The 22,852-nt window shown below is 57.2% G+C and carries 23 protein-coding genes and 2 pseudogenes; 7 read left to right on the forward strand and 18 right to left on the reverse strand.

Annotation, left to right across the window (positions count from 1 at the left end; genetic code table 11):
* Nucleotides 1-31: 31 nt before the first annotated feature.
* From ACR0ER_RS07915 to ACR0ER_RS07940, 6 genes are all read right to left on the reverse strand, one after another.
* The gene (locus ACR0ER_RS07915; protein ID WP_480768449.1) at nt 32-3,364 is read right to left on the reverse strand and encodes a TM0106 family RecB-like putative nuclease; all 3,333 of its coding nucleotides are present in this window, start codon (nt 3,362-3,364) and stop codon (nt 32-34) included.
* Nucleotides 3,361-5,985, reverse strand: a complete 2,625-nt coding sequence (locus tag ACR0ER_RS07920; protein WP_480672889.1) for an AAA family ATPase — start codon at nt 5,983-5,985, stop codon at nt 3,361-3,363. Before ACR0ER_RS07920 ends, ACR0ER_RS07915 begins: the two co-directional genes overlap by 4 nt.
* Nucleotides 5,982-7,115: a metallophosphoesterase family protein gene (locus ACR0ER_RS07925; protein ID WP_480768450.1), complete on the reverse strand. Its 1,134-nt coding sequence runs from the start codon at nt 7,113-7,115 to the stop codon at nt 5,982-5,984. Before ACR0ER_RS07925 ends, ACR0ER_RS07920 begins: the two co-directional genes overlap by 4 nt.
* Before the next feature lie 141 nt (nt 7,116-7,256).
* Entirely contained in the window at nt 7,257-8,231 is a 975-nt protein-coding gene (locus ACR0ER_RS07930; protein ID WP_480672885.1) for a helix-turn-helix transcriptional regulator, read from the reverse strand.
* 998 nt (nt 8,232-9,229) lie between these two features.
* Nucleotides 9,230-9,589: a hypothetical protein gene (locus tag ACR0ER_RS07935; RefSeq protein WP_480672884.1), complete on the reverse strand. Its 360-nt coding sequence runs from the start codon at nt 9,587-9,589 to the stop codon at nt 9,230-9,232.
* A gap of 35 nt (nt 9,590-9,624) precedes the next feature.
* Nucleotides 9,625-10,032, reverse strand: a complete 408-nt coding sequence (locus ACR0ER_RS07940) for a hypothetical protein (RefSeq protein ID WP_480768451.1) — start codon at nt 10,030-10,032, stop codon at nt 9,625-9,627.
* A 328-nt stretch (nt 10,033-10,360) separates the two neighbouring features.
* On the opposite strand from ACR0ER_RS07940, the gene ACR0ER_RS07945 reads away from it, so the two are divergent.
* Complete coding sequence (locus ACR0ER_RS07945; RefSeq protein WP_480768452.1) at nt 10,361-10,540, forward strand: hypothetical protein; 180 nt, start codon at nt 10,361-10,363, stop codon at nt 10,538-10,540.
* Nucleotides 10,541-11,038, forward strand: coding sequence for a hypothetical protein (locus ACR0ER_RS07950; protein ID WP_480672879.1), 498 nt, complete (start codon nt 10,541-10,543; stop codon nt 11,036-11,038).
* Nucleotides 11,039-11,247: 209 nt separating this feature from the next.
* Here ACR0ER_RS07950 and ACR0ER_RS07955 read toward each other — a convergent pair whose 3' ends face one another.
* Together ACR0ER_RS07955 and ACR0ER_RS07960 are read right to left on the reverse strand one after the other, a co-directional pair.
* Nucleotides 11,248-11,676, reverse strand: coding sequence for a helix-turn-helix domain-containing protein (locus ACR0ER_RS07955; protein WP_480672877.1), 429 nt, complete (start codon nt 11,674-11,676; stop codon nt 11,248-11,250).
* A 29-nt stretch (nt 11,677-11,705) separates the two neighbouring features.
* Complete coding sequence (locus tag ACR0ER_RS07960; protein WP_480672875.1) at nt 11,706-12,341, reverse strand: hypothetical protein; 636 nt, start codon at nt 12,339-12,341, stop codon at nt 11,706-11,708.
* Between the two features lie 87 nt (nt 12,342-12,428).
* On the opposite strand from ACR0ER_RS07960, the gene ACR0ER_RS07965 reads away from it, so the two are divergent.
* Nucleotides 12,429-12,686, forward strand: coding sequence for a helix-turn-helix domain-containing protein (locus tag ACR0ER_RS07965; protein ID WP_480672873.1), 258 nt, complete (start codon nt 12,429-12,431; stop codon nt 12,684-12,686).
* 156 nt (nt 12,687-12,842) lie between these two features.
* A pseudogene (locus ACR0ER_RS07970) lies at nt 12,843-13,054 on the forward strand (IS5/IS1182 family transposase); the annotation flags it as partial.
* Between the two features lie 108 nt (nt 13,055-13,162).
* Here ACR0ER_RS07970 and ACR0ER_RS07975 read toward each other — a convergent pair.
* The 5 genes and pseudogenes from ACR0ER_RS07975 to rbfA form a co-directional block, all read right to left on the reverse strand.
* Nucleotides 13,163-13,747 (reverse strand): DUF1643 domain-containing protein, encoded by a 585-nt coding sequence (locus ACR0ER_RS07975; protein WP_480672871.1) that lies wholly within the window; start codon nt 13,745-13,747, stop codon nt 13,163-13,165.
* Nucleotides 13,748-13,837: 90 nt separating this feature from the next.
* Nucleotides 13,838-13,996 (reverse strand): annotated as a pseudogene (locus tag ACR0ER_RS07980) (DUF1643 domain-containing protein); the annotation flags it as partial.
* 21 nt (nt 13,997-14,017) lie between these two features.
* Nucleotides 14,018-14,923, reverse strand: a complete 906-nt coding sequence (gene truB, locus ACR0ER_RS07985) for a tRNA pseudouridine(55) synthase TruB (protein ID WP_480768453.1) — start codon at nt 14,921-14,923, stop codon at nt 14,018-14,020.
* A 54-nt stretch (nt 14,924-14,977) separates the two neighbouring features.
* Entirely contained in the window at nt 14,978-15,700 is a 723-nt protein-coding gene (locus tag ACR0ER_RS07990; RefSeq protein WP_480768454.1) for a phosphodiester glycosidase family protein, read from the reverse strand.
* Nucleotides 15,701-15,717: 17 nt separating this feature from the next.
* Nucleotides 15,718-16,113: a 30S ribosome-binding factor RbfA gene (rbfA, locus tag ACR0ER_RS07995; RefSeq protein ID WP_010438628.1), complete on the reverse strand. Its 396-nt coding sequence runs from the start codon at nt 16,111-16,113 to the stop codon at nt 15,718-15,720.
* Nucleotides 16,114-16,205: 92 nt separating this feature from the next.
* On the opposite strand from rbfA, the gene dapB reads away from it, so the two are divergent.
* The gene (gene dapB, locus ACR0ER_RS08000) at nt 16,206-17,015 is read left to right on the forward strand and encodes a 4-hydroxy-tetrahydrodipicolinate reductase (RefSeq protein ID WP_170329629.1); all 810 of its coding nucleotides are present in this window, start codon (nt 16,206-16,208) and stop codon (nt 17,013-17,015) included.
* A gap of 6 nt (nt 17,016-17,021) precedes the next feature.
* Here dapB and ACR0ER_RS08005 read toward each other — a convergent pair whose 3' ends face one another.
* From ACR0ER_RS08005 to tmpA, 4 genes are all read right to left on the reverse strand, one after another.
* Nucleotides 17,022-17,879, reverse strand: a complete 858-nt coding sequence (locus ACR0ER_RS08005; protein WP_480768455.1) for a hypothetical protein — start codon at nt 17,877-17,879, stop codon at nt 17,022-17,024.
* 83 nt (nt 17,880-17,962) lie between these two features.
* Nucleotides 17,963-18,631 (reverse strand): ureidoglycolate lyase, encoded by a 669-nt coding sequence (locus tag ACR0ER_RS08010; protein ID WP_480768456.1) that lies wholly within the window; start codon nt 18,629-18,631, stop codon nt 17,963-17,965.
* Nucleotides 18,628-19,218, reverse strand: a complete 591-nt coding sequence (tmpB, locus tag ACR0ER_RS08015) for a (R)-1-hydroxy-2-trimethylaminoethylphosphonate oxygenase (RefSeq protein WP_480768457.1) — start codon at nt 19,216-19,218, stop codon at nt 18,628-18,630. The genes ACR0ER_RS08010 and tmpB overlap by 4 nt, the downstream gene beginning before the upstream one ends.
* On the reverse strand, nt 19,215-20,351 hold the full coding sequence (gene tmpA / locus ACR0ER_RS08020) for a 2-trimethylaminoethylphosphonate dioxygenase (RefSeq protein WP_480768458.1): 1,137 nt from the start codon (nt 20,349-20,351) through the stop codon (nt 19,215-19,217). Before tmpA ends, tmpB begins: the two co-directional genes overlap by 4 nt.
* A 97-nt stretch (nt 20,352-20,448) precedes the next feature.
* Between tmpA and ACR0ER_RS08025 the strand changes: the two genes are divergently transcribed.
* The gene (locus tag ACR0ER_RS08025) at nt 20,449-21,303 is read left to right on the forward strand and encodes a LysR family transcriptional regulator (RefSeq protein ID WP_480768459.1); all 855 of its coding nucleotides are present in this window, start codon (nt 20,449-20,451) and stop codon (nt 21,301-21,303) included.
* 4 nt (nt 21,304-21,307) lie between these two features.
* Here ACR0ER_RS08025 and ACR0ER_RS08030 read toward each other — a convergent pair whose 3' ends face one another.
* Complete coding sequence (locus ACR0ER_RS08030) at nt 21,308-21,490, reverse strand: DUF1674 domain-containing protein (RefSeq protein WP_480768460.1); 183 nt, start codon at nt 21,488-21,490, stop codon at nt 21,308-21,310.
* A gap of 89 nt (nt 21,491-21,579) precedes the next feature.
* Between ACR0ER_RS08030 and ACR0ER_RS08035 the strand changes: the two genes are divergently transcribed.
* Nucleotides 21,580-22,836, forward strand: a complete 1,257-nt coding sequence (locus ACR0ER_RS08035; RefSeq protein ID WP_480768461.1) for an RsmB/NOP family class I SAM-dependent RNA methyltransferase — start codon at nt 21,580-21,582, stop codon at nt 22,834-22,836.
* The last annotated feature ends 16 nt before the right edge of the window (nt 22,837-22,852 follow it).

Here is a 22,852-nt window from a genome sequence, read left to right on the forward strand (position 1 = left end):
TCTTGAAAGTTCAGGTCCGTCGGCATGTTCCTCATGAGGCGGCTCCCTCAAGAGGCCAGCGAGGCAAGGCGCACAGGGTATTTACCAGTCGCATTTGCTCCACAGTTGCGCAGGGTGTTGACGTAAGACGAGGCGAAGCGAAGACAAAGCTGAGAGCCTGGCCACGTGACACAGCAACATTCAACCTCTCCCTGGAGAGCAGAAACTCGAGGCCGCGAGTCGTTTCTTCGGCGGATGATGCCGTCATTGAGACCAGGGCTACCGGTGCCTCCTGTCCTTGGAAGCGATCAACGGTGCCCACGCGGATGCCCGGTAGGGCGTCGGACAAGGCGTTTACCTGCGCGTTATAGGGGGCAACGACGATGATGTCGTTGGGGCGTAAACCTCGCTCGTTCCCTTCCTTGTCGCGCCATGTTCCACTCAGCAATGTTTCGACAGTTTGAACGATCGCATCGACTTCCGCCGGGCATTCCTGAGTACAACCGTCATGTTCAACAGGGACCATCCATGCACCGGTCTTCGGAATGGCTGCCGCCACTATCTGTTGGTTCTCGGTGCATTCATGGGAATGAAGCCTGCCTTCATAGAACTGTTCAGAAATGTAGGCACACAGGTCTGGGTGCATCCGTCGTGTCGTGGATAGGAAAATTCCTCTGTCCAAGGGCACAATTGCATGTTCACCGAGCATCCAGTCCAGGCACGAAAGATCTGCTGGTGGAGGATGTGAGCCTTGAACAACCTGGGGAAGCTGGCGGGGGTCACCGATCAGAACCAAGTTTCGCGCGGCGTTTGACATGCCTATCAGGTTTGCCAAAGATACCTGGCCAGCTTCGTCGACAAACAAGTAGTCGAAAGTGTCGGCCAATTCCGAGCGAGAAAAGAGCCAGGCGGTTCCGCCAACCACATGCGAGCCAGTCAGGCGCCGATCCTGATTGCCCTTGATTGCAGCGATGGAATCGTACCCGTCGGGCAACGGGTCCATACCCTGACCTTCTTTGTGCGCAATTTCCACATCTTCTAAAGTGATGTCCAAATCGTCGTCCTCCAACGCATCGACACAGCCCATCAGAACATTTCGGATTGCTGCATGGCTGTTTGAGGCGACACCGACTCGCTTTCCGTCCCTGACAAGCGACAAGATGGCCCGGGCGGTCACATAGGTCTTGCCCGTACCAGGAGGGCCCTGGACCGGTAATACGGTCTCGTCCATGGCTCGTACCGCGTTTTTCAGGTTCTCCACGGGATCTCCGTCCGGTTCGTCTTGCAACGCAAAGCCGTTAAGAAATTGGGGTGGATTCCTGGACAGGAGGTCGTCCGCGGCGCGGTTTGCCCTGGCTCCGCACTGGTCGTTCGCCACTGCGGCGATTGCTTCGGGGATCGGTCGAGCGTTGATGGCAAAGTCCGGTAGGAGACTCAGCCGTTCAGGAAGGTCGACGCCTTTTGACTGGCCAAGCCGCAGTGTAATCCGGCGCCTTGTCCTGTCGATGCTCTTGATGGAAAGCGCGACGGTTTGGCCGTCGGCCAGCATCATAACCGCGCCCTTTCCTGCACGAAGTTTGGTTTCCTGAGGGGGATAGCTGTATTCACGGGCCCATGACCGCTTGTCGACTTCCTGTGGCCTGATGGCGCGCAGTCCTGCCAGGCAATCCAAGTCGTCGCAAAGCTCTTCAAATGATTTCTGAGCTGCGTCGAATACCGCCCATGCAGCGGGCTTCCCTTCACGCCAATGAAAAATACCAAGATCGTAGAGCAATTGACGACGTTCTTGAGGCAGGTCCGAGGCCTCCAGCATGTCTTTCAATTGCTGCGCGGCTTCTTCTTGGACCTGGACTTTCTCGGGGTCGGGCTCGACGAGATCATGCCAGGTTTCCAAATCATCCGGTCGAATTGAGAGGAGCCAGTCGCGCAGCCTTTCGGTCGAGACACAGTCGATGCGATTGTAAACCTCGATCTCGTCGAGGATTTCCTGTCCCCCGACTTCACGCCAGTTCTCGTAGGCCACAACAGATCCGCCGGCGGTGGTCACTTCTCCCTCGCGTTCAATATCATAGAAGGCTTCGAGATACTTGATCGAATAGGATCGTTCCGAAGCGACCACACCACCACGGACAACGCTGTAGAGATCAATGAATCTGTGTTCCCTAAGCCAACCGTCCAATTGAGCTTCCCCTACGCCATGCTGTGTCGTCAGGCGGCGAAGGGCCGTGATCTCGTAAGGTGCATAGTGATAGATGCGGGCATTCGGATTTCGACTGATGCGCTCTTCGAAGAAGGTAAACAGGTCTATAAGGGCCTGCTTTTCTTGGGCCCGATCATGAGACCAGAAAGCCGTGAAATTCTCCCCGTCCCAGATTCCGTGCAGGTACTCCAGACCATCCGCTCCGGCTTCTTCGTAGTGCGGATCCCCTTCAATATCGTAGAAAAGGTCTCCCTTGGCAGGACGCGGTAATAGGTCAAATCCTTTGCCCGTCTGATACGGGCGAATTTCATGGGTCGGTGGGCCGGACTTGCGAGCCTGCTGCAACCGCGCTTGCGCTTTCAGTTTGCCAAGAGTTTCCGGAGCCAAGCGAGGCACCGTCCCGTCGAACGCGGACAGGGCATGTAGGGTTGAAATCCCGCGCGCCTCGAGCTTTGCGACTTGAGCCTTGCTGATGCCAGCCACCTCGAAGAGGCTGTCTTCGTCGCGCCAGGTATCTGCACAATGCTCGCGCCAGCGGCATAGATCACAGGTCGCACAAGGGATCGGACGCGTTGCAGATGGGTCGGACACGAACTCTTCGAGACGAGCCCGCGCTCCTCGAGCATAGGCCGCGTATTCGGTCAGGCGAAAGGTGAACCTGTCACCGCTTCCCAGCACGACATGGGCGTGTTCAGGTGCCAGGCCTTGGATCTGTTCCAAAAGGTCGGAGTAGAGAACCAGCTGCAGCACATGCCCGGGGGCTGGTTTCCGCTTTAGTTTGGTATCAGCCACTTCGTATGAATAGGCACCGAGTTTTGACGGGCGTTCGACCTGCTCCAGAAAATCGGAATAGCCGCCCCACATACCTCCTTCGAGGGCCGCCTGAAAAATGATCTCGGGCCCTTCTTGAAGCGCCTCCAGGGTTTTGGCGACTGACTGGGCGAAAGAGACGCCGTCTGTGTCGATTTCGCCGACAGACTTTCCCCGATCCTTCAAAGTGGCCAGATAAGCCCTCTCATGGGCGTCGCCGCGTTTCTGCAGCAATGCGGCATCTTCGCTGTCCTCGACTTCCTTGGGGCCCATACCGTCCAGGCGCAGCAAATCCAGTTTCGTCGCGTGTGGGCAGGCCATGTACTGCATCAGATCCGAGGCCGAAAGCCGAAGAGCGCCGTTGTCACGTTTCATGCGTTGACCTCCGATGTTGTCTGCCGGATCGTGAGTGTTTGGCCGCCCAAGCCGCGGAACACTTTCTGGCGACACGACAGAACAATAATTTGCATGTCACCAGCTTGCTGGGTCAGGGCATTGAACATGCGCTCGATCCGGTCGTCATCGGTATAGACGATTGCATCATCCAAGATGATTGGAGCAGGTGTTCCGGATTTCGTCAGAAGACGCGCAAAGGCAAGTCGCACCAACAATGCGATCTGCTCCTGGGTGCCGCCGGACAACTGATCGTAACTATCCTCGCCCTCTGGACGAGACAGCCCGGTCGGCAGCACACTGTCGGCGTCCAGGGTCAATTCAGCGCCGGGCAAAACCATGCTCAAGAGCGGGCGCAGTTCATTGCGGATCGGGCCGATATAGGCGTCATGCGCCAGTTTCTGGGCCTCGGATAGTGCCGCATCGAGCCGTTGAAGTACCTTCACTTCGGCCTGTACCTGTTCGGCATGGGATCGGGCAGTTTCCAGTTTTCCTTCGACTTCCCGAAGTTTTTCCTCGACAGATAGATCCGCTTCGATCGAGATTTCAGTCTCGAGCTTTGCCAGTTGAATGTTGACCTCCCTCGAGCGTTTGTCGGCCTGATCGACCACATTTTGCGCGCGTGTCGCCCCGGCTTGGGCGAGCGAAAGATCTGGGGCATCTGCAGCGAGCTCCTGAACGCGTTGTTTGGTCTTCTCCAGGGTTTCCTCAAGCACAGGTGATTCTTCTCGCAGTGCCGCCAACTCACGGTCTGTTTTGACCGGATCTCCGACGGTGCTTGTCGCTCGATCGACCCGGCTTTGTGCTTCGTCTCGACGGGCCCTAAGTTCCCGGGCATCACCGTTTTTTGCTTCATGATCGGCGCGTACCCCTTCCAAATCAGCCAAGAGTTGGTTGTGGTTATCTCTTGCGGATCGAAAGGTTGCGTCTGCGTCCGATGCGGAGGGAATGGATGCATCTTCCGCCACGGTTTCTGGCAAGGTTGCAATCTCGTCCATCAGGGCCTGCATCCCATCAGGTGCTGCGATCTTCAGTTTCGCGTTTGCATCTCGCAAGGCGGTTTCAGCCGATTTTCGCTCTTTTTCAGACTTTCGGGCTGCCTGCAGTGTCGAGCATCCGGTCGCGTCGAGGGCCGCGTCGAACTCTGCCTGTGCCCCGTGCAGGGCGGCATTGTCACGTTGTTCAGCAGGGTGCACACGGATGGACCCAACTCCGGCGATAGCGATGTCGCCTCCGTCCGGTAGGGCCACGCGATGGCCGGGTTTCAATGGATCGCCGTCCAAGGTCACCCGATCCTGTTGATCTGCATCCGCGGTTAAAGTGATGGCAGCGGCCGAGGCTTCACGGGCACGCTTCAAAAGCTCGAGCTCCTGCCAAGCCTCTTCCAGCCGTTCCATCTGGCGTGCATCAGGCGAACTGCCGATTGTTTTTCTGGCTGCTGCGGCTTCAGAGGAATCACGTTGGGCGTCTTCCAGGCGCTTTGCCAACTCCTGGCGGCGTTCTGCCCCTTTTCGGTTGGCTTCTGCTGCGTGTGCTGCGTCACGGATTTCTTCTGCGGAGAGTTGGTTTTTCCGTGCCTCCTGCTCTGCGTTCTTGGCCTTTTCCAAGCCCCTTGTTGTCTCACCAAGCTGGTCCTCGGCGTCGGAAACGCCCTTCTGGAGTTCATCCAATGCCTTCTTCGCTTCGCGGAATTCTGACAACTGCTTTTCGGCCGTTCTGATCCGGCCCTGATGGGAATCCAGCACAAGCTGAGCTGTTTGGTGGGCTTCATCGGCCTTCGCCTGATTTTCCCGATAGGCCACGGCAGCTTGCAGTGATGCCCTGGCAGTATCCAACGCATCTACTCTTTCTTTTATGGCAACGGGATCAGCAAGCTCGGATTTGTCGTCCTGCAATTCGCGACGTTCCACCAGCTTGGCGCGCAGGTGTTCGACCTTGCCCCGCAAATCCGCCATCTGTTCATCCAGATTTGCGACGGTCTGCTCCGCTTCCCAAAGGGGGCCATTTTTTTTAGTGGCACCCGATTTTGTCAGATAGGCCTCAAGGTCGTTCTTCAACGTGGCACGAATCTTCTCCATCTGGCGACCACCGGTGATGTCTTCGATTTCGCCTGCAACGGAGGACAGCAGATCGCGCCGCGCAGCCAGGGTGTCATCGTCCTTGCCGGAATGGAGTGACGTTACCCCTTGGCGCACCCAAAGCAATCCCGCCGGGCCACCATCCTTGGGTGGTTTGATCAGGGTGCGGATCCACTCTTCAGCGTCTTCGGCCTGTTTGAACAGATGACCATCCCGATGAACCTTTACCTGTTGTTGACCCTTCTTCGACGAGAAAACCTTCGAAATGCGGTAGGCTTTCCCGTCTACATCGATGTCTGCAGCGATCTCAGGGTTTCCACCTGCATGTGGAGCAAGGCTGGCTGCCTCCTTCTGCTTCCAGGATTTTGCCTCGAAGAAAAACAAAGCGTGCAGGGCGTCGAAAAGGGTCGACTTACCCTGTTCATTTGGTGCGGTGAGCACATTAAGTCCCGGGCCAATGTCCAAAACTTCCACGGGCTTTGTGAAGCGGCGGACGTTATTCATGCGTATCGACAGGAGTTTCATTGCGCGGCCTCCTTCACAAGGCTGTACAGCCGCGTCAGTGCCGCGTCGGCGATGTCCCTGTCCGAACGGGCCAGATCGGCGTCGTCAGCTTCTTCCTTCAGGGCCTCTGCAGCGATGCGCAAAGCTCCGCCTCGGGCGATCTGGTCCAGATCATCGGGTTGGTATTCGGTGTGAAGCTGATGGTCATGCCATTCGAAATGGCAGAATTCCGGAGCGATCCTTCGGAGTTGCTCCATCAGAGCCATCCTCTGATCAAGGTGGACGTACCCCTGAAGGCGCAACTTGACGAGAGTGTTGCGCCATTTGCTGCCATCGTCAGGCAGGAGTGCCATGAGATTGGATACCGCATCAAGCCCGGGCGACAGAGGCAATTCCAGTTCCTGCCAGTCATATTTTCCCAAGGGAATTCTCACGGCCTCGGGAGCACTGCCTTTTGAGGCGATCGAGACCAAAAGGCAGGTGCCGGGTCCAGTGTGCTTGAAACGGTCCCGTTCCGGTGCTCCCGAATAATGTGTGCGAGGCGTGATCTCCAGGGCGCCATGCCAATCACCAAGTGCCAGGTAATCCAGTTTGGCCCGTTCCGCGCGGTTCGGGGGGATGGTTTCCGCGCTTGGCTCGTCAGGACGGAAATCAACGACACCGCCGTGGGCAAGGCCGATGCGGAAAGCTCCCTCTGGCGTGGTTTTGTGCTCCATGGCCTCAGTCAGGTCGTAACCCGGTGCAACGCGCGGGCAGGGGGCGGGCAAGAGATAGGCACAATCCGAAATGGCGACGGGCGCATCGTCGCGCAATACGTGCACGTTTTCCGGGGCATGTTCCCTGAAAGTTTGCCAGATCAGATCCGCAGTCAGACTGTCGTGGTTACCCGGAATAATCCACCAGTTCAGCTGTTTCGCCTCCGCCATAGCCGTAATGGTTTGGCGTATAAGGCGAGGCGAAGGGGTTTCCTGGTCGAATGTGTCCCCCGCAAGAAGGATGTGCTCTACGCCGTGTGCATCCGCTGCCTCGATCAATGCAGGAATGATCTCGGCGCGTGCTTGGCGTAGATCTGCGGCGACATCCTCATCAAACCGTCCGTAGGGCTTGCCCAGATGGAGGTCAGAGGTGTGGAGGAACCGAATTCCTGTCATCGTGCAAGCCTTTCATGGCGAACGGAAACCCAGCGAGGGCTGTTGAGGCCAACTTTTCATGCGTGGGTGTCAAAATCTGTCATGGTCTGTGGTGAGTGAGCGGAAAAAATTCTTGAGACTGGGAACGTAATGTGAACATGCTTAGGGTAGTGCGTTGAAATCGTCGCGTTGAAATCCCTTCACCAGATTGGCCAATTGCGGAGGGTGGAGGACTTCTACACTGTCTCCCCACTGGTATAGATGCCAAGCCATTTCCAACCAGCCAGAAGCAACAAATCGAACGTCAAGTGACCCATCTTCTTGGAACTCAGTCAGCTGGGCTGGATGGAAATGCCATTCCGCTGCACGTTGGGCGGCATAGGGAGTGAACCTCCAATGAACCGGGCCATATTCATCGACGCTCTGAAATGATCCGAATGCATGGGCTGCGTGGTCGTTGAGATCGAAATTCGGATCGCGTTCGAAAAACTCTTCGATGACTTCAACCGCGTAGATCAAGTCGAGGCGGAAATGCTTCATGGTTTGGTTGCCCGGGCTTTTCGCCACCAAGTATCGACGGGCACCGAGAAGGACGCCATGCGGTTCAACCAAGCGCACCGTGTCTTTGTAGGAAAAGCGCAACAGGTAGGGCCCTCGAATGGCATCTGAAATGGTTTTGCTAACCTCTTTGGAAATCTGCGTCGCCGGGCCTGGCCGGGCCGCCACACCGTAGGCTTCCAGCATCCACTCGGCATCAGCTTCCAGACGACGTGCCTCACGCGCCGGTAGCGCTGCCATCAATCGGTCTCGGAGCGCAGCAAGAGCATTCCTTTGGCGTAAATCACCGCTCTCTGACAACCTTTCCATTGCGTAGTCGAGAGCTTCCAGCTCTTCGTCCCCGTGCATCTTCAGCCGGGCCAATGGAGATTCAAGAAGAGCCCATCTCTTTGTACGGTCTGGATCGATCAAGATTTCAACAGCGAAGGGAAACGCTTGCTCTAAGGCACTCGTCATGCGTTGCGCAGTACGTCTTGTAACTTGAAACTCATCTTCAATTTCCAGAAGAGTAACGCCTCGGTGTCGGGCTGCAGCAAAGTCCGCAAGGCGCAACAAATCAGTAGCTTTCGAATAGGACATTGATTTTTGAAACTAATTAACCTCTCCAGAAGTATTAAATCGAGCCTTGAGGGTGTCAATCAATGAGCATGCAAAGTAGATAGCACACCTTATAGTTGTCGAACTGTGAGGTTTCACTGACACAGTTTGTGTATTTACGGTTCATGCCTGGTATTTCGGACAGTGTTTGCTCTGCTTCGACGTCTATGAATTCTCTTGAGTTTGAGCTATGTTACTGCGTATGAACAAAAAACTCGAAAACTCTGAGCGATCCCTCGCGGAGTCAAATTTAGACCCGATAGAACTCGGAAAAGCTGCGCGGACTATACTCCAAAACCGTCGTCAGACGCTCCTCAGCAAGCAAAGCTGAGAGAGGCTTACCGCCAGATGTATGACACCGCGAACGCGTTTACGTCACTTCTCAAAATCATTAAGAAAGTTTGCGTGCAGCAGCCCAAAGAAATTCGCGCTGATTGCCCAAAGAAATTTGCGATCCAATCTCGCTCGTGAGCTCCGAAGGGAGAAAACATAGTCGGTTTACGAAATTCACAAACGAACCCTTCTCCCTAATTTTCCATAAGAACGGCCTGAACATAGAAAGATGATTTTGTGCAACTTTTTGCGACCTCGGCGATCCATAACGCCTATACAATGCCGTCATCCCGAGCGCCCAAACTCTCGAGCCAAAACTTACGTACCCTCAGTTTGCGCGTGCACATGTAACAACAAACAGTGTCCTGCTTAGAAGGAACACGCGTTTCATGCGAGGCATGGAAAAACGGATCTGTTTTGGACAACTACCGGAAGAGGCGCGCGAGGCGCATCTGCAGCTTAAAAAGTGGGTACCGCCAGAGCAACCGACGACCAATCCTCTGCTCGAGCCCTGGCTTTTTCTCAAAGAGTTCTTTCATCATCTCATCGGGTGTCATAGCGACAGAGTAGCACAGTTTCACTGATACGGGAAACGGACGGGATTTTGACCTTTGACTTGGCCATTTGGGTTGAAGCCAATTGCTTTTTTACACAGTTTCACCCGCTTGCGAATTCCAACGATCAAAGGTACTCGAAACGATGCTCACGTAGCAGCAATTCTTGCTGCGGTCGAGTATCATCGTCGCGCAATTGCCGACGTATCGAGCGAAGATGAAGAAGGTGGCGTCAGAGACCGCGGCACTGAAAACACCCGAGCAGCTTTCAAGCAGCGCGTTAAAATCACGAAAACTCATCTTTCTGAACTCTGACGCGGTTCTCAGCAAGTGGATGCCCGTTTCGCTCATGCCATACTGACTGCGCAGAAAACGCAGCACGGTTTTCATCAAACCAGGCTTGCCGGTATCTTTCCAACAATGGCCCTTTTTCCTCCAGACGTCGGTGTTCATTTTCAACACCAGCCTGCGCTTCAAAGATCCATTTCTTATCTGTCATCGAACCAGACACCGCTTGCATCGGAAACTACAATCGAACCCTCGGTCGTACTGCGCCCAAATTTCGATCTAAGATTCTCGGGCAACCGGTTCAGCGCATCTTCGACAATATCGACAAGCTCGTTTCGATCAATTGCACTCCCAGGCAGTATTTTGAGATTGAGATACTCAATTACATCTCGCCCAGAAAAGCCCAACGGGCTAACAAAAATCAGATCCGGGTCAATGCTCTTGCTGCGGAGCTCAGCGAAAAACTCTTCGGCTTCAACTGTTGGAGTTGGCAACTTGCGCGCGAACGCATCGAACCAAACATAATATTCCTGTTCTGTCAGATCGCTGGGGGAGATTTGTCCATCGAAGGCAGCTTTGACCTGATCACCGAGATCTGACCCACGCACCAGGTTTCCATCTTCATCGAAACCGACGCCAAGGCCCTTCCGCCGCCGCTCTTCAAAAAAAAACTCGCTCTCTCGGCCCAGGATTGGTCACCTTCTCCATGAAAAACGTATCCCAGGCCTCCTGCTCCTCTGCAGTGAGATCGTCTGGCGACAACTTTCCGTCAAGCGTAGCTTTCACTCGCTCATTGACGCCGTTGTTTCCCTTGTGTTCTCCTGTCATCTCACACGCCCTTTGCGGCAAATGATAGTACAATAGAGTTGGTAACACTACACAGGCATAGCGTTTCCGCGAACTGGCTCGCCCGCAAAAAAAACAGGGAGACTTCAAGTGAATGCGATCGAAACAGCATTCAACATCGCCGGTGCCAGCACAGTAGTCATAGGCGTCCTGTACGCACGGCATCTTCTCAATACTGCCGGTCGTGACCATTCGCATGATCCGGAACTCGTCAAGCAGTTCCGCGAAACAGCACCGTATCACCTTCTCGAAGATCTGGTAGCCGACTAAATGAATATTTTTATTGATTTCGAAGCATCGTCGCTCAGCCCCCAATCTTGGCCTATTGAGGTTGGGCTGGCATGGCTCGAAGGCAGCAAGGTCATTGTAAAGAGTCGACTCATACGCACGCGAGCAGGTTGGGATCCTGCTGATTGGGATCCGAAATCCGAGGCCATTCACGGTCTTCCGTACTTGAGCGTTCTCAGCGCCGGATTGGACGCTGACGCCGTCAGCCAGTGGCTTCTGGATATTGCACGGGAAAACAGCTTGATCTCAGATGCGCCCGAGTATGATCAACGTTGGCTTGACCGATTGCTCGAACGGCCCGGTCCGCAAATCATGGATTTCGACCAAGCTGTATGGAACGCATTTTCGGATGACGGCAATCCAGCCACCTCCCGCGTGGCCCGTGTTTACAAAACTAAAGCGAACCGACCCACGACGCACCGCGCTGGACCAGATGCGGCCGACTTGGCTTATGCGTGGCGTGCCGGGACAAAGAAATGAGACAGCTCCAACCAGCCTTTCTGGATGCCAAGTCTGCAATCTTCTGAGCGCTCATCTTCCTTGCATTCTGGGTTGAGCATTTTCGAGCTATCTGCAATGCAAAGACTGCGAGTAACAACAGCTTGGGCGCGGTATTGCGAACGTAGATATCCCAAGCTCGAAAGGCACACTTTCTCACGCCCTGCACCGTACAATACTATGGTGCAGTGTCAGAAATCGTCATCCACTTCCCTGTGTCGCACTTGAAATGCCCGCTGCAGTAGAAGAGCATTTTTCTGTCTCTGCTCATGCAGCCGCGGGCTGACAAATCGCGGATCATACTCTTCGGGCTCATACAATGGAACGCTTAGCATAGCGGCAACTGCAAATGTCTCGCCGATTGGTACGCACAAATCTCCGGCTTCTATCTGCTTTACTTGTAACGCCGACAATCCGGCTTTTTCGGCAAGCGTTTCGACTGACATCTTATGCTGAAGCCGTACTTCCTGTATCATCAAACCGAGTATCTCAGCTGCTTCAGCGGCCATTTCATTGTGTCTGCCTTCAATAGTGCCTTGGGTATCAATAAAGTCAGGAGGATTTCCAAGTTGTCCGTCAAGAATGCCAAGTTTGAGCTTCTTTTCGGTCTGATCTGGCATCTCAATCTCTGCTTCAGCTATTGGTCAAATCAAAAAACCTCATTCGCCCGGCTTAAGTCAAAAACGTCTACGCATGACCTCTTTTGCCCATCCGTGCTCCACCATGGGGACTGCTCCCGCCGAATCCCTTTGTCGGTTTGATTGGCACCGCTGCGGAAATGCGGAAACTGTTTAGTTCCGTTGTTAATTAAAACGACGCGTTCAAGCAAAGCCGGGTCTGGGATTTCAAGTGCTGTTTCGTAGAGCGCTCGAGACATACAGATCCCAGCTCCTTGATCGACACATACATACCCCTGAATGGCCTCTCTAAACAGATGCATCCAACGGTTCTCTTCCAATCCCACTTGCTCTGCTGCCAAGGTTGTCCAACCCAGTGGGGATATCTCCAAAGCCTCGCACTCTTCACCACGAAACTGCTGGCTTCGGCATCGGAATTTCGTGGCGTGAGCAAGCTCCTGCCCTACCAATAGAAGTGCTCCTTCAAAGCTGGTGCACCCATTGATTTCAAGTTCCAAAAGCGGGCGCAGGAACGGGCGATCGAGAAGGCTCGTTACGAAACGGCGCGCCAAAGGTTGCGGAATGCTCTTAACGATGACTTCGTCTCGGGCCTTTCTTGCCGCCAAATCCGCCAAGGCTATGAAATTCAACGAACCACCTTCAAGCACTCGTATCGCTCCAGATCATTTTATCTACTTTTTAGATAATCTAAAATCCAGATTAGGGATCGTCAAGCACACAAATGTTTGGCGGTCATGTCAAAAACTATAAGAAGCAGTGGGCACAAAGCTTTGTGCCAATCCATTGTAGACGCAAGGAAGCGTTCAGGATTGTCTCAGGAGCAATTGGCTGAAAGACTACATTGCCAGCAATCCTTAGTGGCCCGAATAGAAAGCGAAGAACGCCGTATAGACGTCGTTGAGCTTATTGTTATTTGCAGGGCTTTAGGCGTCGAGGCCGAAGAAGTTCTAAAAGCTACCGAAGCTGCCACGCAGCACGATCATTACCTTTAAAACTTATCCGCAAAAGACCAAAACAAGTTGGCTCCTTGTCTGGCACGGTGGATACACGTCTATCTCCAGCATTAAATGCAATAATAACGGTATTCAAGAAACTGAAATTGTCTCATTCAAAAAATGGCCCAATTCTAAAGACGCCGCCGTAGTAGTGCCCCGCGATATTTGGGCTGGGCCACCTGGCGACGATGGAGTGGATACCGCCGCCGGAGCCGTATCGAGGCCAAGATGAATTGTATCAAGCTTCTTGGCCGATCCATGATGCAAGATATTTTGATCGACAAGTTGCGGGAACCCAGATCTGCGTCGCCGTTCTCAAACGTTACACCGTTCTTCGTGTACCTGTCAGAGGGCCCGTCGGATAAATCCGCTTGGGAAATGTGAAGTTCGGTCACGCCCCGATTAGTGCAGCAAGGCCAGCCAGAGTTCCAAATCACTTTCGGCTTTTAGCCGTATTTGTACCCAAGGAGCCGCTAAAGGCCCGGAAATGGAAACCGTTCTGTTTTACTACTTATGTATAGCGGATGCCCGGCAGAACCGTCCTTATTCAGTTTTAAGCAGGAGAGAGGTTTTCCAGTTTTCCTAAGGGCGTTAAGCGTTCTATTGACGATATCTGCATACCGCTTGTGTAGTTTTCCATATGCCAATAAAATCTCCTCGGCATTCTCAGCTTCGCTGAGGATTGCTGTTAGATTGTCTGAACTGCATGCAATTTCAGGATCATTTGGTACGTTCTTGGGCTCGGTGGCTCGCCAATCCAGCATGTTGGTTTTCACGTAGCGCGAAAATCCCCACCTTCTGGCAAAACCAAGCTCTCTGTCACAGGTTGGGTCCGAGACATCTGCTGTGGCGACTGACGGATTTTGGCCGACGAACATTATGGTTCGGGGCTCAGCGCCATCTGGTGTCCAGTCGCGGATTAACGTTTGGCGATATCGCCCACAGGAGGAAAATGTCGCGCTTCCTATAACCCCGTCTGGGAGGCGAATTCGCACTTTTCCACCCGGATCGTGCAGCGTATGCGCTTCCTTTGGGAACTTTTTTGCCTGATCTGCCATCTCAACCTCCGGAAAAGAAAACATATGCGACTACACTGTAGTCTTTCTAACAATATGAAAAACAAATAATAAAACACTTTGTAGTGCATAATTTACGGTCTCGGTCGCGGTCGACGGGTTCAGCATCACGAAGAGCGCCTTGTGTCCCGCTGGCTCCCAGATGCGGGTCAGGCTATAGCGATACTTTTCGCAGTCGGAATAGATGGCGGTCGAGGGCGCATCGCCCTTTGTGTGCGTTCGGGTGATCATGCCCCCCGCCTAACACGCCGTTCAGGCGACGAACACCCGGCTGGGGTGCAATTCGCCCGATTTGTAGATACCCACGGCCACAGCCTTGCCATCCAGCGAAGCCCAGGCCTCATCGCCATATTCCGCATCCGAGGCCAGCACCATGCCCGGATTGCCGTTGCGGAGGCGGGTGGCGCCTTCGGGGGTGCATTTCAACTCGGGCAAGTCGGCGAGGCCAGTTTCCAACGGATGCAGATACGCATCCAACGCCTCGGTCTTGGCCATCTCGTCGATTTGTTCAATGGAAAGGCCATCCTCGGCCTCGAAAGGGCCGGACCAGATGCGGCGCAGTTCCTTTACGTGGCCGTGGCAGCCCAGTGCTGCGCCTAGGTCGCGGGCAATCGAGCGAACATAGCCGCCTTTGCCGCAGGTCATTTCCAGCACCACGTGATCCTCGTCTGGGCGGTCGACGAGTACCAGTTCCTCGACCCACAGGGGGCGGGCGGACAGTTCTACATCCTCACCATCGCGGGCCAGCTTATAGGCGCGCTGGCCGTCGATCTTCACAGCCGAGAATTTGGGCGGCACCTGCATAATGTCGCCCAGAAACGGGGCCAATGCCTGTTTGATGTCGTCATCCGAAGGGCGCGCATCACTTTCAGCAATCACTTCGCCCTCGGCATCGTCGGTGTTGGTGGCCTGCCCCAGACGCACGGTGAAGGTGTAAGCTTTCAAAGCGTCGGTGATGTAGGGAACGGTCTTGGTCGCCTCACCCAAAGCGACGGCCAGAACTCCGGTTGCCTCGGGGTCCAGCGTGCCCGCATGACCCGCTTTCTTGGCGTCCATCGCCCATCGCACCTTGTTGACCACCGCGGTCGAGGTCATGCCCGCAGGCTTGTCCACCACCAGCCAACCGGAAATGTCGCGACCCTTGCGTTTGCGTCCCATGCTTCACCTAGATTCTTGCTGAGGCGCGCGAGTTAGCGGATCACTCTGCCGCTGTCAATTTGTGGGCACGTCTTCGACCACACCCACGATCGGCCCCAGCGAGAAGCCGATATCGGAACGGTTGCTTGCCCGCTCGTACATCCGGGAAATATTGCCATCCAGAAACAGCGCGTTCGGAGTTTCCAGAACATCCCGGAACAGGCTGCCGAATTCGTGGAAGGTGACATAATCGTCCGAGATCGCAAACACCGTGCGCGTGCCATCCGCGCTGGTGCCGACTCCGTTGCGCACATAGAGCGAGGTCGAATCAGGCAGGAAGCGCGGGTGCAATTCTCCGTCGATTACCAGCATTGGGCCGGATTGGGTGGCGAACTGGCAATTGGGTGCCTTATCTACATAATCCAACGTCTCGAACACGTCAGCGCGGCCCTTGCGGATGCAGAACACACCATTGGGCAGCAGACCGAAATTGCCGGGGCCGGCGTTGGGGATCACTCGCATCTGCTCCTGACCCTCTTCGACATAATGGCCGACAGGCGAGCGGTCATCGTGATACATACCCGCATTCATCGCAAAGGCCAGCCGCTTGCCGCCTGGGGCAAGTGCTTCGTTCACTGACGAGAAATGCCCCAGCAGGTCGCCGTTTTCGTCCTTCAGGAAAAGGCGCAGGTCTTCGGACGCGGCATCCACCTCGCAGATGGTGTACCGCTTGTCCTCATGGGTCAGCTTTTCACAGGTGACCGCAGAGGCTTGCGCCGCCCAGAGGACCGCGCCCATTGTGGCCAGCGCTCGGATCACTCGTCCAGATCGCGGCGCACCGCGTCCTGTTCGAACATGCGGCGGGTGTCGTCCAGACGGTCAAACGTGTCATCCAACCGGAACCGCAGATCGGGCGAGAATTTCAGGCCGACCTTCTTGCCGACCATCCTGCGCAGCTCACCCTTGTTGCGAGCGAGCAGTTCAATCACGTCCTCCTGCCCCTTGCCACCCAGCGGCAGCACATAGGCAGTGGCGATTTTCAGATCGGGCGAGGTGCGCACCTCACCCACGGTGATCGACATACGGTTCAGGTCGGGGTCGTGGACATCTCCGCGCGCCAAAACCTCAGACAGGGTGCGGCGGATCAGTTCGCCGACGCGCAGTTGTCGTTGGGACGGGCCGGGGCCATCGTGAAATTTGTTCTTTGCCATACAACCCGATCTAAGCGCAAAGCAGGGCTTTGCCAAGCGGGCGCGAACGGGGTAGGAGGCTTTGAGCCGACAAACGCGAAAGGACCAGCGCAATGACCCATATTCCGGGGATCGTCATCACAGGGGCTTCGGGCCGTATGGGGCAGATGCTGATCAAGACCGTGACGGACAGCGATCAGGCGCGTCTGGTCGGTGTGGTCGAACGCGCGGGACACGATTGGATCGGTCAGGATGTGGGCACGGCGATGGGCGGCCCCGCGCTGGGCGTTACCGTGACAGACGATCCGCTGGAGGCGTTTGCGCAGGCGCAAGCGGTGATCGACTTCACCGCGCCCGAGGCGACGTTGGAATTTGCCGCTCTGGCCGCGCAGGCGCGCTGCGTGCATGTGATCGGCACCACCGGCATGACCGACGAACAGATCGCGGCGCTGGAACCCGCTGCACGCCATGCGGTGATCGTGCGGGCGGGGAACATGAGCCTCGGCGTCAACCTGCTGGTGCAACTGACCAAAAAGGTCGCCGCTGCGCTGGATGAGGATTTCGATATCGAGGTGATCGAAGGCCACCACCACCACAAGGTCGATGCGCCCTCAGGGACTGCTTTGATGCTGGGTGAGGCCGCCGCCGAAGGGCGCGGGGTCAATCTGGCGGACGTGTCCGACCGGGGCCGCGACGGCATCACCGGCGCGCGTCAACGCGGCAATATCGGCTTCCACGCTATTCGTGGCGGAGACATCGTTGGCGAGCACGACGTCCTGTTTGCCGCCCCCGGAGAACGCATCGTCCTGCGCCATCTGGCCACCGACCGCGCCATCTTTGCCCGCGGCGCGCTGAAGGCAGCGCTGTGGGGGCAGGGTAAAGCGCCCGGTCAATATGACATGGTGGATGTGTTGGGACTGTAAGCCCCGTCACTTGAACGCAGTCAAACCGGGCGGTTCGGTGCCGTCCTGTTCGACCTGTGCAAACAAAGCACCCAGCCGCTGATCCCAAGTTGGGAACTGGCCGGTCATTGCATAGGTCATGCGCTCGGCCCCAATGGAAATTCCCAGCGGCGCGGCCTCTCCGCCAATGACAATCTCACCGATTTCGGTCCAGTTAGCTGACGGAGGATAGGAGCCGGGGGCGGGTTCATCCGTTTCCCCGACGCGGTAATAGACGCCCATGGTCACGATGTAGTCTTCGCCAAACGGATCGGGGAAGAAAAAGCCGGACGCGTCTCGGGCAGCCAAGGCCTCGGCCTCGTCTCGCAACAGGACTTTTTCCGCAAAAGGCAGGCCCAACTCGTCCAGCACCGGGCGCAAGGCATTGGATTGCGGCACGCTGACAAAGGCGATGCGGGATGGGTCGAGGCCGAACCCCTCGGTCAAAAGGCGCATCATCAGGCGGGTCGTGGCCTGACCGTCGGCGTCCTTCGGGTGACAGCCGACCTCGTGAAACAGGGGCAGCACGTCCGGGCGGTGTTGTTCGTCCACATCCCCCACCCGCGCCAACGGCTGGATGACAAAGGCATTGGACGGCAGGGCGGACTGATCGAAATCGTGTCGCAGCCCGCCATTATAGTCCGCGACCCCCGATACAATCGACAGCGGGTCGGATTCGGTGAAACCAAGCTCTGCAAATAGCGTTCTCAGGCGCGCGAGCGTATTGCTAAAGCCCTGTTCGAACGCCTCATTCTGGTCTGCTGCCGCAAGCGTGGCGCGCGGCAGCAGCGTTCCGACCGTCGCCGCTGTTCCCAACTGGACAACCTTACGTCTGTTCAGTCCCATCTGATGCCTCCCATGCCCATCGGACGTGGGTCGAGCGTATCACAGATGCCAACGGCAAGGGTTAAGGGATTCTGAAAGCGGTGTCAGAGGTCCCTGATCTTGTCCGCGCGCAACGGGCAGGCGAGGTAGACACCGAACTCCTTGCCGATATCGGCGCTGACCCGTGCGTGAACTGCACCCTGACGGTCGAGGAAACGCTGATTGTCCTCTACGGGAAAAATCCCTTCATGCCAGATGCCGGGATGAATATAGAGCCCGCGCGAGCCGTCGCACCAGAATGCCACCACCTTTTCCGGCGTCAGGTTGTCACCGGGCAGGGCGGCGGGGATGATGAAAGGCTTGTTGTCCAACGGCCAGAACATCTGCCCGCCATCGGGGTGATAGTTCATATGCCACAGCAACACCTGATCGCGGGGTGCGGATTGGCGATCCGCCTGCGCCTGTTGCGGATCGGTGGACCAGCCCAGCACATAGTGGCCGTTCACCGCTTCGTTGCGGCCATAGAGCACATCGCCCTTCCATTCGCCGTGAAACGTGCCTTCGACCCAGCCCCCTTCGTCACCAGTGCCCTCGTCGATGGGCCGCCAGCCTTGCTGCGGCCAGCGGGTGATTTCGATCTCGAAGGTTTCAGGGTCATCGACCAGACAGCCATAGCCCTTGACCGACTCGTCTGTTGCGCGGATTAGCGGGACCTCGTGCCATGGCAACGAGGGCTTGGTGCTGGCCTCAAAGATATATTCCGGCGCGTTCATGACGACCCCATATGTTTGTCGACCATACGCTGTACCATCGGTGCGAAATGGGCAAAATCGGGTGTTGCCATGTCCGGGCGCTTGCCCGCCTCGTCCAGATAGCGGACCTGGATGATCTCTTTCAGGTTCGGGTTGGATTCGAACGCGGCCACTTCCTCGGTGCTCATCGGGCCGCCCTGCAGTTCCAGCGTGTGGACCGAGGCCTCGGACAGGCGGTTGAAATACTCGGGCTTGGTGGCGCAGAGATAGCGTTTGGCCGCCACATGGTAACGGCAGCAATCCGTGATCACTGACGGAAAGAACTGCTCCAGCACCGCCGAGCCTGCGTCTTCGTGGTGGCGGTCTTGGGTGTCGTCAGGGTGATAGCTGCCGAATTCCGAGGTGAAATGGCCGATATCATGCAGCAGTGCACCGACGATGATCTCCTCGGGCATACCGTTCTGCTCGGCAATTGTAGCGCCTTGCAGCATGTGTTCGGCCATGGTGACGGGCTCGCCCAGATATTCCTCGCTGCCGCGGCGAGTGAAGATGTCACCGATGAACGCGACGATATTATCCCGGTTCAGGGTCGAAAAATCCGGTTTCATTCCGCCGCCTCCGGTTGCGCCATATCCATTGCCGCCAGTGTCGACAGCAACCCGTCCTTGTCGGCGTAGCAGCCTTGCAACCAGCGCGAGCCCGCACCGGAATAGCCTAGCCGTGCGTGCAGGATACGGGTGTTGTCGACGATGAAGCTTTCACCCGGTTCCAGCTTGAACGACACGCCCATCGCCGGGTCGTCGATGATCTCGCCCAATTGGCGATAGGCGGCGTAATAGGCCTCCATCCGGTCGAACGGGACATCAACCAGCGGCGCGGTTGAGCGGTTGTTGAAGCGGATGCCGACCAGCTCTCCGTCTGGTGACAGTTCGATCATCGGGCGACGTGACCGCAGACAAACCCCGTCCGAGCCCTTGTATTCAAAGCGCGCCGGGTAACCCGCCAACAGGGCGAAGCCCTCGGGGTTCTGGTCGCGCAGTTTCTCGGCGGCGCGGAAACCGTCAACCACGATCGAGTCGCCGCCCTCGGCACTGTTTTCCAAACAGTAGAGGATCTGCAGTGTCGGCACCGGATCGCGATAAGGGTTGTCGGTGTGGGCCTGCAACCCCAGCCCGGTATAGGCGAGGTTGGTCGGATTAACCTCGGTCCGAACCTCGAAATAGGGGCCATAGTTGGTCTCGCGCACATAGCCGAACAAGTCGGCCACTTTCAGCAGCGATTCCGGTTCGGTCGGGCCGTTTGTCAGCTTGGCAAAGCCAAACTCGGGCACCGCAGCCAGCCAGTCGCGCTTGGCGGCGGGGTTGGCGTGTACCACGTCCCAATCCGCGCTAGGCGCGTCGATGCCCCGTTCCCATGTGGTGATACCGGGGGCGGTGCGGCCCATGTTTTGCGCCCGGTCGCGGTCATAGACGTGATTGGCCAGCCAAGTGGCGGGGAAGGTCACGGTTTTGTTTTCTGGCTGAAAGGTAAGGCTCAGATCACCATTCAGAACTTCGGCGGCACTGATCGAAACATCGGCGGGAATGTCACCGATGGTGATCAGGCGTTGGCCATTGCCCGGCGCGCGGGTCTCGGGGTCCAGCGCGTTGTCGCGCAACCAGATGGCGTGGAACCGGGCCTGAGTGCCGGTGTCAAACTCAACGGTCACGACCGAGGCGTCGTGTGTGGCGGTGCGCAGCATGGGGGTCTCCTGTTCAGCGCGGCTTTGCTTGAGGAAATACGCGCCCCGTGGCATTACGACAATTAATCCTTATTGCTGCTGAGGCTTGGAAAATCTTATGGCTAGGAAAAAGATCGGATTACCGCCACTGGACTGGTTGCGCGTGTTCGAAGCAGCCGGGCGGTTGGGTGGATTTTCCGCTGCCGCCAAGGAGTTCGGTCTGACGCAGGCGGCGGTCAGTCAGCGGATCGCAAATCTTGAAACGTGGCTGGGCCGCACGCTGTTTGTACGTGAAGCGCGGGGCGTGTCTCTGACGGTTGAGGGCGAAAGCTATCTACCGCTGGTGCAGGACAGTTTGCAGGCTTTGGAGCGCAACACCGAGGACCTATTCGGCAAATCCCCGCGTGAACTACGGGTCGCTGGCCTGTCATCCCATATCTACGCGCTGGTTCTGCCGTGCCTGCCATTGTTCCTTGAGGCGCGGCCCAAGGTACAGGTCCTGACCGATTCCGTGGCGCGCCGGTCATCGCTGGACGAAGAAAAGACATGGCTGCAAATTCGATATGGCCGCGGCGCTTGGCCGGGGAGAGAGGCCGCTTTGATCGCGCAAGAGGTTCTGGTGCCGATGGCCGCGCCCGGCGTTGCGTGGGGGGCTACTCTGGTTGATCAACGCGGTGAACGGCCCGGTTGGCGCGATTGGGCTGCGGCTACGGGGATGGATGACCTGCCACCCGCTCGGGTCAGCTTTGATTCAATGGGCCACGCGATTGCGGCGGCTCGGCAGGGGATGGGAGTGGTATTGGGCTCGGTGCCCTTGGCGTCTGGGCATGTGCGCAGCGGGCAATTGTGCAGGCTGGACCTGCCGGAACTGCAAACGCGTGAATGCTATTGGCTGACCTGGCCCGAAGATCGGGTGCGGTCGAAGAAACAGCGCGCGTTGATTGATGATTTTCTGCAGGCGTTGCGGGGCTGAGCGATCAGAAATCGATCGCGATGCCCTTTTTTTCCCAATCGCCGTAACGGGCCGGATCGGGACCATCGCGGCCACCCAATTCCTTGGGCATCTCTTTTGCCTCAGCCTCGGCCTTTTTGCGGCGCTCTTCAGCCTCAGCCAATGCGCGCTGGGCGGCAGGGGGCAGGTCTTTGTGGTCGTCGCTCATGACATCGGGTTCCTTTCCGTGCAAGGGCTTGATATACGCCCCCGTCCGCGTTTGGCAATGCGGGCGAGGGTCACATCAAAGGCGGTTCCATGTCCGACAACGCAACAGCGGCGCGACGCAGCGCGATCTACCTGCTGGATCAGATTCTGGGAGAAGGCCGGTTGCTGTCCGAATGTCTGGCCGCAGGTGCGCTGGATCGGCTGGACCCCGAGGACCGCGCCCGGGCACAACGGCTGACGCTGGAGACCCTGCGCGGGCTCGAACGGGCCGACCGCCTGCTGGACAACCACCTGAACCGGGCGCCCGCTCTGACCGTGCACAACGCTCTGCGACTGGGCGCGGTTGAGCTGTGCCATGGTGAGGCTGCGCATGGTGTGGTCAATTCCATGGTCGAGATCGTTGGCCGCTCGCGCAAGCATGGCCGCCTCAAGGGCTTGGTGAATGCGGTTCTGCGCAAAGTGGCCGCCGAAGGGCCTGAAGCGTGGCCGAAAATGCGCGTGCCGCGCCTGCCGGAATGGCTGCGTGAACCGTTGGTCATTGCCTGGGGCACTGAGGCCGTTGCGGGCATGGAACAGGCCCATTTCGCAGGTGCCCCACTGGATATCACCATAAAACCGGGGGCGAACGGCCCCGGAGAGGCTTTGCCAACCGGGTCGCTGCGGGTGCAGGATGCGGGGCAGGTCTCGGCCCTGCCGGGGTTCAACACAGGCGACTGGTGGGTTCAGGACGCGGCGGCGGCGTTGCCGGTGCAGGTGCTGGCGCCCAAAGCCGGTGAAACTATTCTGGACCTCTGCGCCGCGCCGGGCGGCAAGACGCTGCAACTGGCCGCTGCCGGAGCAAAGGTCACCGCGCTGGATATCTCGGACTCGCGGCTGGAGCGGGTGCGCGAGAACCTCAAACGTACGGGTCTGAATGCCGATGTCATCGCAGGCGATGCGTTGGAGCATCAGGGGCAGTACGACGCCATCCTGCTGGATGCCCCCTGTTCGGCCACCGGCACCATTCGCCGCCATCCGGATTTGCCCTTTGCCAAGGACGGCTCGGAATTCGGCGGTCTAATTGAATTGCAGGCCCAGATGCTGGCCCATGCCTGGACCTTGCTGAAACCCGGCGGGCGGCTGGTCTATTGCACCTGTTCCCTGCTGCCCGATGAGGGCGAGGTCCAGATCGAAGAGGCGCTGGAACACTACCCGGACATGGCCGTGGATTGCGAGGCGCTGAACATTGCTGGGGTTGAGCCCGGTTGGATCACCGAAGAGGGCGGCCTGCGCCTGCGGCCCGATTATTGGCCGGATCGCGGTGGGATGGACGGGTTCTATGTCGCCTGCCTGGCCAAATCCGCCTGACGGGACGCTTTTCGGT

The sequence above is a fragment of the Ruegeria sp. CH8 genome (genome assembly GCF_056536985.1).